This is a genomic window from Salinicola sp. NYA28a, from assembly GCF_976982775.1.
Window position 1 is genome coordinate 2325850 of record NZ_OZ334582.1, and the last position, 12717, is coordinate 2338566.

A 12717-nucleotide genomic window follows, 5' to 3' on the forward strand; every position below is an offset into this window, starting at 1 on the left:
CCGCGTAACCGGGGTCGTCGCCCGGTGAGATCGACACAGACAGGGATCGACATGATGTTTCCGGCGAGGCGAGCCTTCCTGTTCCTTCAAGGTCCCCGCTCCCCGTTTTTCAATCAGCTCGGGCAGCGGCTCAGTGACGATGGCCACAAGGTCGTCAAGGTCAACTTCAGCACCGGCGACCAGGCCGGATGGCATGGCAAGCCGACGGAGACCTTTCGAGATCCCTGGCCCATGCTGGAGGAGTTCGTCACCGACCTGTGGCAACGCCACGGCATTACCGACCAGATCGCCTTCGACGACTGCCGCCCCGCCCACAAGGCGGTGATGCCCGCGGCACGCCGGCGCGGCATACGCAATCATGTCCTGGAGTCGGGCTACTTCCAGCCCTACTGGGTCACGCTGGAACGTGAAGGCGCCCATGGTCATTCGCTGCTGCCGAAGGACCCGGAGTGGTATCACAGCATCGGCCCGACCATTCCCCGGTCCTTGCCGCCCCGCGCCTTCTCGCAGCCGTTTGCCATGCGCGCCGTCCATGATGCCGGCTATCGTCTGGCACAGATCGCCAACCCGTTGATGTTCTGGCACACCCGCGGCCAAGCCGAACTGCCCCGGGACGTGAGCTACCGCGGAGGCACGAGGCAGTGGCTCGGCCGGCATCAGGCCGCCAGCCGCTGCCAAGCGCTGCTCAGTGACGGCCGACCGTTCTACCTCTTCCCGCTGCAGCCCGACGGCGATCCTCTAATTCGCTTCCATTCTCCCTACCCCGGTGGGTGGAAGGCCGTGGAGCAGATCGTCAACTCCTTTGCCCGCTTTGCCCCGGAGCGTACACGTCTGGCGATCATCGGCCCGGCCGACGATATGTCCGGCTACCGGCGTCGCCTGCGCAAGCTGGCCGTGGAAACCGATATCGGCGATCGCCTGATCTTCCTGCCCGGCGGCAACCTGAGTACGCTGATCGATCACGCCTCAGGCCTGGTGACGATCAACGGCAGCGAAGGGCTCATGGCACTCGAAAACGAATGCCCTACGCTCGCGCTCGGCAACGCCATCTACCGCATGCCCGGGCTCACCTCGCCCAGCTCGCTCGACGACTTCTGGCGTCATCCGATCGGTCCGGACAAGCGGCTGTTCCGAAGTTTTGCCAGGGTCGTCATTCACGCGACCCAGATCAACGGGGGCTTCTTCAGCCGCGAAGGTATCGATCTGGCGGTGATCAATGCGGTATCCCACCTGACCGAGAACGTCTCGCCCATCGAGCGCCTGCTCTGGGATTCCCGCCTCCCGGTCGCCTCCTAGCGCCTGTTGCCGTTTCGGCGCGAGCGGCATTGCTGCACCCGATGGCCTCAGGCCAGGCTCGATCGCAAGGGCCTGAAACGGCAAGCGGCCAGGTGAATGCCACCTGGCCGCTGCGCTTTCCCGTCGAGAGTCCGATCTACTGATTGGCCGGCAACAACGCCCGTCCGATATCGATGCGGGGCTTCACCATCAACTTGGTGAACGCCATCAATACCATCTCCTCGATGGCCGGCCCCATGTCCTGCTTGAGCGCTTCGTAACTCGGATAGCTCGGTTCCGGGGCGATGCACATCTCGAAGAAATGCTGCCGGTTGATGTGTGGGTTATCGATGAAGAACTGGCTCAGACGGTTGTGCTTCTCCTGCTTCGCGGCGCTGGAAACGTAGTTGCCGATCCGGGCGAAGAACTGCTCCACGCTGCGCAGCGGCAAGTGATAGATGCAGGCTTCCCACTCTCGGGCGAAATCCATAATCTCGGGCTCGGGCTCCAGCACCGCGCCATCCTGTTTCGCCATCAGCCAGTGATAGCCCATGTGGAGCCGGTGAGACTGGCGATAGACGAACAGCGCCTTGGTATCGGAAGCCTCTTCGCCCAGCGACCAGTACTCGGCTTCCAGCAGCTTGCCCTCGAGATCTTCCTGATAGGCAATGGATTCCTGACAGATCACGTTGATCCACGGCAACCGGAAGTAGAAGCGCTTGAGGTTCTCCTCGCCCGGAAAACGCTGCGCGAACGCCGCATAGAAATCCTTGACCGTCAGGCCCTTCTTGAAGGTCAGGAACTCGTCCGCATCGAAGCCGTAGACGACGTTGTAGCAATCCTTCTTCAGATAGAGCTCCAGCGCGCCGTTGATATAGTCTGCCTTGCGCCTGGAGAAGCCCTGCTCGTCCTCGATCTCGACGAAGGCCACCTCTTTTTCCGGATAGCGTTCTCGCAGCTCGGCGACACATTCCCGTAGGAAATCATGCTCGATATGGCTAAGCACGATGAGCCGGTCGAATCCCAGTCGCAGGTGGTGCAGGCAGGAAGCGAAGACGACGTCTTCTTCTCCCCGAACCATCGTGATGGCGGTAAATTCAAGTTTCATCGTGAAGTTTCCTGTCAATGTCAAAGGTTCTCGTCGCCCGGAGGCGACGCAGATCGGGAACGTTTGCCGTCATCATCCGAACGGGATCGGGCCGGTGATTTCTGCCTCACAACGCAGCGTCAGCGTCTCACCCACCAGAAGGCTCGGGCCTTCTCCGGATTGCCGATATCGAGCGCCTTGCGGGCTGCATTCTGTGCCATGCGTCGCGCCCCGACCGGATCGTCGATCAACTGCTGCATCGCCGAACGCCAGGCCTCGGGGGTATCCTCGACCAGCAAGCCGTCTTCGCCTTGCGAGACGATTTCGCGATAGGGCGAGCGGGCGCTGTAGAGCCCCACGCTGCCCATCGCGGCGTTATCCAGAAACTTGATGTAGGTCTTGCCGGCGTTGAACGGGGTATCGCGCATCGGCGTCAGACTGATATGCATGCGCTGCCGGTCGCGATAGCGCTGGAAGGCCCGCCAGCCGAGCGGCTTGGGAGTGCGTACCCGCTGCAGCCCCCGCAGCGAGACCGGCGAAAAGCCTCCCAGCATGATCTCGAACATCAACGCCTTGTTGCGTTCGTGAATATCGACCAGGGCCGGCGTGATGTTCTCGAGATCGGCCAGGTGGGCACGTGAGCCATGGAACCCGACGCGCGGCGCCGACTGGATGAAATGATCGTGGGTGGGCATCGGCGCGATCAGCGATGGCGCCAGCAGCGAGACCGAATCGTGGCGCCGGCTGAAGTGCTTCGCCAACGGCTCGCAGCAGGCGATCACTTCGTCGGCGATCGCCAGCAGGCGCGGCTGCACGTGGGACGACACGTGCGCCATGCGCCGCCGGTAGGTTTCCGGCAGCTTTTCGTCCAACGCGGCGGCATCGATATCGTCGTCGATCAGATAGCGAATGGTGGCCACGCGGTGCCGGTTGTCTTCCAGCCACGAGATCCAGGCGCCGTTGAGCGATCGGCAGACGAGGATATGGGCATTGCGCAGCTCGCCCACCAGCCACGGCATGCACATGACCGGCAGCCGCCAGTAGCTGGTGTCGATACGCTTGACCTCGATGCCACGTGATTGCAGCCACGGTGCCACCGATTTCAGGAAGTAGATATCTTCGGTCGGGCAGGTTCCATCACTCAAAACCACCCAGCGCGGATAGTTCATGATCAGTCCCCTCGTAGGCTGGATTGTCATTCCTTTCGCGACGGTTCAACGCAGCGAAAAGTCCTCGTAAGTCAGTGTCAGGCTGGGGTGGTAGGCCGGATCGTCGAACAGCCGATGACGCCACCGGCGGCGCATGTAATCCGCCTCCCGGGTCGCTCGCAGGCGCTTGGCACTGGTATCGTCGGCGCCCCGGGAGACGGACTCGTGGTGGTAGAGTTCGGCAAACGGCGTCCATAGATTGCGGTATCCCGCTTCCTGCACCTTGAGGCAGAAATCGACGTCGTTGAACGCGACCGCCAGGTTCTCTTCGTCCAGCCCGCCGACGGCATCGAACAGCGACTTGCGCACCACCAGACACGCCGCGGTCACGGCGGAAAAGTTCTGGACGAGATGCAGCCGGCTGAAATAACCGGGTTCGTGGCGCGAGAAATACTTGTGCGCGTGACCCGCGACACCGCCCACACCCAGCAGCACCCCGCCGTGCTGGACCGTGCCGTCGGGGTAGTAGAGCTTGGCACCGACGCAGCCGATCTCCTCGCGACAGGCCTGGCTTACCATCTCCTCCAGCCAGTCTTCGTTGATCGGTTCGATGTCGTTGTTGATCAGCCCCAGGATGTCGCCGCGCGCGTGACGAGCGCCGAAATTGTTGATCCCCGAGTAGTTGAACGGGTATGGCCAGGACAGCACGCGAACTCTCTCGTCCCTGGCGATCTCGTCCAGGAAGGCCAGGGTCTCGCGGCAGGTGGAGCCGTTGTCGAGAATCAGCACTTCCAGCCGCGAATAGCGTGTGCGTTCGAGCAGTGCCTCGACACAAGGCCGCAGGATCGACACCTGGTCGCGCGTCGGAATGAGCAGACTCACCAGCGGCGCCGGGTCGGGAAGCGGCCAGCGAATCCGATAAGTATTGGGATACTTGCCCGGCTCGGCACGTGCGCCCGCGGTGTGCCGGTCCAGATGATCCTGCACCGCACGCAGACCGGCGCCGGCGGTATAGCGCTTCTCCACGGCCGCGGCCGCCGTCGAGCCCTGGCCGGCGTGCCAGTGATAGAGCACCCTGGGGATCCTGACAATTTGATCTACCGTGAGCCCAGCGCAGAATCGCAGGGTCAGATCGTGATCCTGGCTGCCCTCGAAGCCCTGGCGGAAACCGTCGATGGCCCGCACTCTCGACGTCCGATAAACGCCGAGATGGGAGATATAGTTCTGGCCCAGCAACAGATCCGGGTTCCAGGCCGGCTTGAAGTGGGGATCGTAACGCTCGTCGAACCCATCGACCTTGTCCTCGTCGCTGTAGAGCAGCTCTGCCTGCGGTTGCTCCTGCAGCGTCTCGACGACGTGATAGAGCGCCTCCGGTACCAGCCGGTCATCATGATCCAGCAGTGCCACGTACTCGCCCCGGGCACGTGCCAGCGCGCTGTTGCTCGCCGCACAGATATGGCCATTGGTCGGTCGAAACACTACGTCGATGCGCGAATCCCGCTCGGCGTAACGGGAAAGCGTCTCCCGAACCCGCGGATCGGCGGAAGCATCGTCGGCGATACACAGCTGCCAGTGCGGATAGTGCTGCGCCAGGACCGATTCGATACAACGTTCGAGGTCTTCGGGCGCCGGGTCATAGGTCGGCAGCAGAATCGAGATCAGCGGCCGATAGGAAAATGCCGCCAGCTGGTGCGCTATCTGATCGGCGGACAGCACGGGCTGCTGTACCAACCACTGCCGATAGCTCTTGCGCGGGCACAGCCGGACGAACGTCTCCTCGTACTGCCGCAGGGCAAGCGCTCGCCAATGGACGTTCTGCTCCCTGGCACGCTGCTTCAGTTGCGGCAGAATGCTGGCCTTGGGGGTCTCTAGCCACTGGCCGTGCAGATTGGCCAGGCGCTGGGCCAGGCGGTCGTAGGCAAACCACGGGCTCAGCCAGACCAGTCTCAGATGCTCGACCGCAAAGCACCCTTCGGTTTCCAGCGGGTCGAACCGAATCTCCCTGATGCCCGCGCCGATGTAACAGAGCCGCTTGGCGGTCCGTCCCGGCTTGAGCGTCAGGTAGAAGCTCTCTGCCTCGTTGAATCCCCGCCCCGTATCGACGTACAACCGCGCCGCTCCGCTCGGCTGGTCATGCCGAATCGTGACTTCGAGCATGTTCCAGCCGGGCATCGGCAGATGGCGCTTCCAGGCGAACTGGGGGTCGTTGCCCGTCGAACGCCAGACGTACTGGCGAGCCGTGTCCGCCTCTTCCTGCGTCAGCCGCTCGAGATGGTAGAGCGGCTTCAGGCGTGGGTGACAGACGATCCGCGTGGTGCGATTCAGGCCACGCCAGAACATCCAGTGCTTGGCGTCCGATACCGGCGACAGAGAAGTCTGCATGGCGTATCCCTCAAGGTTCCAGCACGGGCTGAAGGGAAGCGGTTCGATGCACGCGGTGCCGACCCAGGGACTGTTGGGTCAGGGTCACGCGGCAGTCGACGATGTCGCCGGGCACGGCTTCCAACGGCAGATGGAAACCCACGTAGGCGCCCCGCGGCGCGCCCCAGCGCAGCATGCCGGGGCGCAGCGCATTGGCCAGCGTGCGGCCGACCTTGCGATCGTTGACCCAGACCTCGATCTCGACCGGGCTGTCATCGGTGGCCCACCACGCCCATCCCACCACCTTGTCGGCCACGCACTGCTGAATCGCCCCATGCACGAACGGCCGACCCTGCCGGAAAAGCCCCAGCCGCAGCTCGAAGAGCCGCTGGCTCTCCCGATAGAGCTGGAAGTCCTCCGCGTTCAGCTCCCGCAAGGCCAGCTCGTCGGCCAGATCGATGTCGTAGACGTGATCGACGGAGGCGTGCCCCAGGTTTTCGGCCATGCCGGGTATCTGCCAGCCGTAGAGATCGTTCAGGATCGCCAGCGATTCCGCGTACCGTTCCGTCAACCCGATAAATCCCAGTGCCTCGAGCCGCGTCGACTCCAGAAATCGGCTCTGGCGATTGATCATGTCGTGACGCCGATAGAACGCTGAGAACGAATCCTGGTAGCCGTGGTGGCGCACGAAGTGGTGATATTCGGACGCCAGCCGCTGCAAGGGGTCGCGCACGAACGAAAAGCAGTGGCGCATGCCCGCCAGATGGGCATATTTATCCAACCGAACGTGCCCACCCAGCAGCTGTACATTCTGTTCGGAGAGAATCTGCCAGAGCCGCCAGACGTCGCGCCGTTCGTAGACCCAGCGCACCACCATGGGGGCGGTTTCGCGCTGCTTTTCCCCGTAGTCGTGCCAGACCTGGTCCTCGCCGAGGTGCGCCCTGGCCCCTAGCCGGAAGCTGGTTCCCGCGGTCTTGGGAATGTGAACGAAGAAGCAGGGCTGGCGCCGGGGCGCGACCATTTCCGGCAGCAGCTCACAGCTGGCCTGACGCACCCGGCTCAACAGCTCGGGCGAGAAGCGAACGCTCACCTCGTTCATGTCGTGGTTGCGGAAATAGTCCAGATCGCGGGAGTGCGCCGGCCCCAGGTTGGCGCGGCCGCGCGTCATCTTGGTATCGACGAACTCTTCGTACGATTTGATGTTGTAGTGGTAGATTTTCAGCGGGGTGTCGACCACGCGCTCGGTACGGCCGGATTTCACCTTGCCTTCCAGGAAATCCGCTTGCTGACCGTTGGCGGTGAGATAGCGATAGCCGGGCTTGAGCTCCGCCGTATGCGCGGTCATTGACAGCACCAGCGACGGTTTGACGATCGACTTTACGTGACAATTGACGACGCGCTCGCTGTCGCTCGCCAGGCGGAAGCGCTCCAGGACACCGCCGGGCTGGCGAAAGCGCATGCCCGACGAGCCGAAGATCCGCCAGTTGATCGCCACGGCGCCCACATCATGGGAGGCCAGGGTCGGCGCCAGCCATTCCAGCGGACGGTCACAGTTCGGGTGCACCAGGAATTCGTCGACATCCAGGAACGCCAGGTAGGTGGCCTCCCGCCCGTGATGCTCCAGCACATGCTGGTACCACAGCGTCTGCGCCTTCTCCTCAGGCTCCCACTGCCGCACGGTGACCAGTCCCTGGCGTTGCCACTTCGCCAGCAGCAGATCGGTACCATCGGTGCTGCCATGGTCGGCAATGTAGAAATGCTCGAAGCCGATCAGGCGGTGATAGGCGATCCACTCGGCCAGATAGGGCCGCTCGTTCTTGACGATGGCGACGATGGCGAAGCGATAACGGGCTTGATTGGCAGTAGTACGTGAAATCATCGGCGTAAGTTTCCCAGGCAACACGAACTCGGCGACTATTTCGCCGAACTCAGGACCGGGCCGACGTCCACTCGATGGCGGTAAATGAATCGAGTGATGGCCCGAATCTTTCTATCGGTAATGGCTTCACCGAAGACGTCTGCAGCTTCGGCGAGACTTGCAAATCTTGGCTGGCTGGCGGTACACGCCGAAAACAGCGCATCGGCAATATCGAAAGGCAATTCGGCATGGGCGGGAGACTGGCCCGAGCCGGTCTGGATCATCACGCGCCGCATGGGCCCTTCCAGGCGCGCCCGGAACTGATCCGGGCTGCGCAACGGCACGTGATAGACGCACGCCCCGCTGGCCTCGACGAACTTCAGCGTCTCGGGATCCGGCAGTACCGGAACGTCCTTCTCGCCGGCGAAAGCCTGGTGGTAGGCCATGTGAACCCGCGTACCGGAACGCTTGCGGAACAACACTTTGTGGCGGCTGTTCTGGCGGGTATCGACACAGAGATAATCCCCGTCGAGAAACTGTCCGCTCAGATCCCGCTCCGCGTAGTGGCGACGTTGGGGGATCAGGTTCAGCCACGGCAGCGCAAAGCACTCCCCGGCCGCGCCCTCTCTCGCACCGGCGGGCAGGCCGGCCAGGAAGGCGGCGAAGAAGTCGCCGATCGAGGCATGACTTCCCAACGACAGGAACTCGTCGGCATCGAAGCAGTAGACGTAGTTCTCCTTCTTGGGGTCGATGAACAGCGACAGCGCCCGATTGACGTAGAAGGCCTTGCGCCGCCCGAAGTGCCCCTGGCTTTCGAGCTCGACGAGGTCGACTTCCACCGCAGGGAAATCGCGACGCAACTTGTCGATACACTGACGCAGGAAGTCATGTTCCAGATAACTGATCACGATCAGACGCTGGAACCCCAGTCGCGCATGGTGAAGCAGCGACGACCACACGATATCGCTCTCGCCGCGCACCATAGTGAGGGCGGTGAAACAGATGTTCGGCGTGGAACGAGAATCCGCGCGCTTTGAATCGACTGTCACGCTCTCCCCCTCAACCGCTAAATATGTCGCAGGATCGGCACTGGAGATCGATAACGGATCTCCATCTGCTCTTTCGTCAATCGACCGACGGTGAACGAATCCGCTGGCGATGCATCGGCTCGTCGTCATCGGCGACAGGGCCCGCCACCCGGCCAACGCTCACCACTTAGTGGCCAGCGCTCACCACCGAGCGGCCAGCGCCGGCGCCGAGTGGCCAGCCACGATGTCATTCGCCGATGAACGGATTTCTTCCGACTTCGTTGATCAGTCGGCCCCACTTGAGGATCTGCATCTCGTCCAGCGCGTCCGCGCCATGCAGAACCGGCGGGAATCCCAGGGCCGCCCACTTGTCCATCGGATGGAGGATGTGGAAGGTCGTCAGCCCCAGGTCGCCAGGCATCTGGGCATCCGCGACCACGTTGTCGCCGATGTGCAGGTGACGATCGATGCCTTCGTTGGCCAGGTCCTGTTTCACCTTGACCCACATCGAGCCGTTATCCTTGCGCGCCTGCTCTTCGCTGGAGACCATCAGTCGGTAGGCAGCGGCGACGCCGGCCTTGCGCAGCATCAGCCCCACCTGCTCGCGGTTGTAATAGCTGTCGGAGATGACCCAGAGGATGTGCCCCTGCGCGGCGAGATGGTTGAACAGCTCGACCATCTCGTCCTTGGGCTGGATCATTTCGAGATCGAGTTCGTACTCCAGCGCCATCCACTCCTGCGCGGTGTCCGGGCTGACGTCCAGCTGGTCGGCCAGCTCGTCGTAGATCGCCTCGATGCGCACGTCGCCCTGGAAGTTGGCACGTCGGCGCAGGGTCGATTCGGCATCGTTGCGCAACTTGACGAAGGCCTGTGCGGAGGGAACGATCCCCTGTTCCGCCAACATCTTGCCCAGCTTCAGCTTGGCGTAATCCGGCATGGTGTATTCGCGGCGCACCAGGGTGTCGAACACATCGAAACTGATGCAGGCATGCGCCTGGATGCTGGCGATGTGCTGCTCCAGCCGGCCGTGATAGCTGGCGGTGATATAGCCGTTGTCCGTGGTGAACTGCCCGGTAGGCGGATAGAAGAACAGCTGCCGGAAGCCGTGATGCTCGGCCAGCGGCCCCAGCACGCGCTCGAGGGCGTGAAGCATCGAGTTGTCGTTGGGCAACGGTTCTTCCGGGAAATCTTCGTAGGTCCAGGTCTGGTCCAGCACGCCGTTCATCGCCTCGGGGCGCGACCAGAACATGCCGCCGGCGGGATAGCTCAGGAACTCGGGAATGTGGCCCAGTCCCAGCTTCTCCTGCCACTCGCGCATGAAACCCTTGTTCATGGTCTGATGGTTGACCCAGGAAGGCATCATCCAGAACGTCGTCGGGTAGTAGAGCCCGAGGGATTCATCGGCGGCGAAGGCGTTCAGCAGCCGTGTGATGACGGAAGTATCGCGGAGCAGATACTCGATCAGGTACTCCGCCCACTGGGTCTGCTCCTTGCCCGAATAGAGCGACTTCTTCGAATGCAGGTGGCAGAACAGATCGTACTCCTGCAGATCCTGGCCATACTCCACCAGTACCGGGCCGAAGTTGCGGCCGCGGTTGGGCACGACGCGAGTCTCGAGCTTGCCGACCCGCGCATGCTCGCCGAACAGCTGCCGGGCACGCGTCTCGAAGCTGGCATCCGCCAGCGTGAGATAGACGTCGACGGTCACCGGGAACCGCTCGATGGCCTGGGCAAAGCGATCCAGAAAATCGACATAGAAGACGTGCAGACAGAGTGCGACCTTCAGTTCGCTCGCTGCCGGTGTCAGTCGCTTGCCGGGCGTGACGATCTCGCGGGGGAACCAGCGCACCGTGGCGGGCACATGCTGTCGTCCTTCGCTACGTCCATGCAGCAGATAGTGCTGAAGCGGGCTCTGCTGGGCATGAAAGACATCGATGTACATCCGATGATAGGTTTCGCTGTCGAAGCGCGGCGAGGGGTTGACCGGCGCGAAGCGGGACTTGCGAAGATAGTCGTCGAACGCCTCACGCTGCGTCGAGAAGCGCAGCCCGTATGTCGCCTGGTACCACTTGGGATCGAACAGACCCGTGTTCAGCGCATCCATGAACGCCTGGCTCATCATGGCGGCATGGGCCCCGCCTTCACGTGCGGTATCCCCCAGCGGCAGCTCGATGGCCTCGGACTCGACGGCTTCCGGATTGACGATTTCCGGACCGAGGACATCAGAGCTTGCCACTTCCTCGCCGATGGCCGTCGAAGCCGCATCGACAGGCGATGTCGTCGCCTTGTCGTTGTCGTCGGCATCGGTCGAGGAAAGATCGTCGTTGACCGCCTCGCCTTCAGCGACGACGAACGTTTCGGTCACGGTGACCAGATTCTTGTCATCGGGGATGGGCGTCTTGCGCGGCTGATCCTCGATACCGCTCTCCGGCACGACGATGTTGTCGTCCATTCCCACGACCTCTTCCGCCGCCAGACGCTTCTTGCGCGCCTGACTGGCGAACTGGGTCTGAAATAGCCACGGTAGTAGCGATATCATCTTTCCCGTTGGTTTCATGTGGGCCCCCACCTCTTGATTTATATTGCGAACATTTGCATCGGATTGACGATGCCGTTGCCGGTGATGTCATCATCGACACTGAACAGGTGCCAAACATCGTGCGGAATGCAGTTGGGTCGGGTCGCAAAGACCTCGTAAAGCCCCTGCACATCCTCTGGTGAATAATTCACGCCGTGTCGTCGACACATCACGACATGATCGATCGCCCCATCGAAGACCGTCTTCAAATCCTGGAAATGGCGCTGCGTTCCCGCCTGGCGTCCGTAGAAGTATTCGAACTCCTGATTGCTTTTCTGCCGAATATCGACCATCTGCCCGTGCGGCGCGGTCAGCAGGCATTCGAAAAGCAGAGAGCGGTCGAGCATGGTGCAGCCATTGCGCCAGCCGACGCCCTCGTGGAAGACGCCCTTCAACAGCGCATGGTGCTTGCTGACTTCAGCGTCACCCGGCTTGGTGGCGATGAAATAGAGCCCGGTGGTATCCCGCTCTAGGATATGGGTAAGAATCTTCTGGATCGTGCCCGAGTAACCCAGATCCAGCATCAGAGGGCGCTTGTCCGGGTCCATCAATCCGGACCGCTCCAGATAGGCGACCAGCGATTTCCGGGTCGGTGAAACGACCTTCTTCAACGCCTCGAGATGGGGCGTCAGCCACTGCAGAACCAGATCCTTGTCCTTGGGAAGCTCGCAATTGAAGCGCAGCAGTTCGAACGGCAACGCCGCGAATATCTCATGCAGCTGAAGACCAAATCGTTTGCGCATGAGATCCAGAATGCTGCCCGAGAAATCGTTGCTCAGCGCCATCGGCGTGATCACCTCCGAGCCCAGCATGGCGCGGAAGAGCAGCGTTCTGGACACCCGCAGGTAGACAGGATCGTGCGGCAGGTCGATCGACGACTCCCGCTGGAGACGAGTCAACAGACGGTGAAAGCACCAGCCTTCTCGCGCCAGGCACACCGGCAAATGACCTTCGACCTCGGCTTCAATGGACTCGGCGTAAACGTGCAATGCGGGCCCAAGAAAGGTCGCCCCGAATTCATATAATGCCCGGCTCTTGGCTTGCATGGTGATGCCTCGTCTGTCGTTTGGTGTGTCACAATGAGCGACTTGTTTCTATGATCGACTTATTACTGTTAGCGACTTATTGCATTCTTTCCCATCACGGCGATGGGATACCGCCAGGCGCATCTCATACGGAATACGTCATGACACCAAGTGCCATTATCGGTAGCGGTGACACATGCAGAAGCAACATTGCATCATCGTAAAAACGCCACCTTTATTGTAAAACCAGGGCCATCGATTGCGGCCCATCAACAGCCCGCCTGACAATTCGTTGGCTGTTAATCAGAATCCGTTGCCGGGTAGCAACAGGCTTTTCGAAGCATCTGCAACATCAAT

The 12717-nt window shown here is 61.8% G+C and carries 8 protein-coding genes; 1 reads left to right on the forward strand and 7 read right to left on the reverse strand.

Annotated features, from left to right (window positions below; all coding sequences use genetic code 11):
- Window positions 1-51 precede the first annotated feature (51 nt).
- Window positions 52-1296 carry a capsular polysaccharide export protein, LipB/KpsS family gene (locus ACWHY3_RS10585; RefSeq protein ID WP_448126489.1) on the forward strand — a complete coding sequence of 415 codons (1245 nt, stop codon included), beginning with the start codon at window positions 52-54 and terminating at the stop codon, window positions 1294-1296.
- A gap of 136 nt (window positions 1297-1432) precedes the next feature.
- Here the strand turns inward: ACWHY3_RS10585 and ACWHY3_RS10590 are convergent, their stop codons facing one another.
- From ACWHY3_RS10590 to ACWHY3_RS10620, 7 genes are all read right to left on the reverse strand, one after another.
- Window positions 1433-2383 carry a glycosyltransferase family 2 protein gene (locus ACWHY3_RS10590; RefSeq protein WP_448126490.1) on the reverse strand — a complete coding sequence of 317 codons (951 nt, stop codon included), beginning with the start codon at window positions 2381-2383 and terminating at the stop codon, window positions 1433-1435.
- A 119-nt stretch (window positions 2384-2502) separates the two neighbouring features.
- A complete protein-coding gene (locus ACWHY3_RS10595) occupies window positions 2503-3531 on the reverse strand; it encodes a glycosyltransferase (RefSeq protein WP_071231558.1) in 1029 nt (342 codons plus the stop codon).
- Window positions 3532-3576: 45 nt separating this feature from the next.
- Complete coding sequence (locus ACWHY3_RS10600; RefSeq protein ID WP_448126491.1) at window positions 3577-5892, reverse strand: glycosyltransferase family 2 protein; 2316 nt, start codon at window positions 5890-5892, stop codon at window positions 3577-3579.
- Window positions 5893-5902: 10 nt separating this feature from the next.
- Window positions 5903-7750: a glycosyltransferase family 2 protein gene (locus tag ACWHY3_RS10605; RefSeq protein WP_448126492.1), complete on the reverse strand. Its 1848-nt coding sequence runs from the start codon at window positions 7748-7750 to the stop codon at window positions 5903-5905.
- A 35-nt stretch (window positions 7751-7785) separates the two neighbouring features.
- Complete coding sequence (locus ACWHY3_RS10610; protein ID WP_448126493.1) at window positions 7786-8778, reverse strand: glycosyltransferase family 2 protein; 993 nt, start codon at window positions 8776-8778, stop codon at window positions 7786-7788.
- 226 nt (window positions 8779-9004) lie between these two features.
- Window positions 9005-11314, reverse strand: coding sequence for a rhamnan synthesis F family protein (locus ACWHY3_RS10615; protein ID WP_448126494.1), 2310 nt, complete (start codon window positions 11312-11314; stop codon window positions 9005-9007).
- Between the two features lie 20 nt (window positions 11315-11334).
- Window positions 11335-12381, reverse strand: coding sequence for an HAD family hydrolase (locus ACWHY3_RS10620; RefSeq protein ID WP_087720758.1), 1047 nt, complete (start codon window positions 12379-12381; stop codon window positions 11335-11337).
- Between the last annotated feature and the right edge of the window lie 336 nt (window positions 12382-12717).

Coding starts and splice junctions, on each gene's coding strand:
- ACWHY3_RS10585 (WP_448126489.1), top strand. CDS start 52: ATGATGTTTCCGGCGAGGCGAGCCTTCCTGTTCCTTCAAGGTCCCCGC.
- ACWHY3_RS10590 (WP_448126490.1), bottom strand. CDS start 2,383: ATGAAACTTGAATTTACCGCCATCACGATGGTTCGGGGAGAAGAAGAC.
- ACWHY3_RS10595 (WP_071231558.1), bottom strand. CDS start 3,531: ATGAACTATCCGCGCTGGGTGGTTTTGAGTGATGGAACCTGCCCGACC.
- ACWHY3_RS10600 (WP_448126491.1), bottom strand. CDS start 5,892: ATGCAGACTTCTCTGTCGCCGGTATCGGACGCCAAGCACTGGATGTTC.
- ACWHY3_RS10605 (WP_448126492.1), bottom strand. CDS start 7,750: ATGATTTCACGTACTACTGCCAATCAAGCCCGTTATCGCTTCGCCATC.
- ACWHY3_RS10615 (WP_448126494.1), bottom strand. CDS start 11,314: ATGAAACCAACGGGAAAGATGATATCGCTACTACCGTGGCTATTTCAG.
- ACWHY3_RS10620 (WP_087720758.1), bottom strand. CDS start 12,381: ATGCAAGCCAAGAGCCGGGCATTATATGAATTCGGGGCGACCTTTCTT.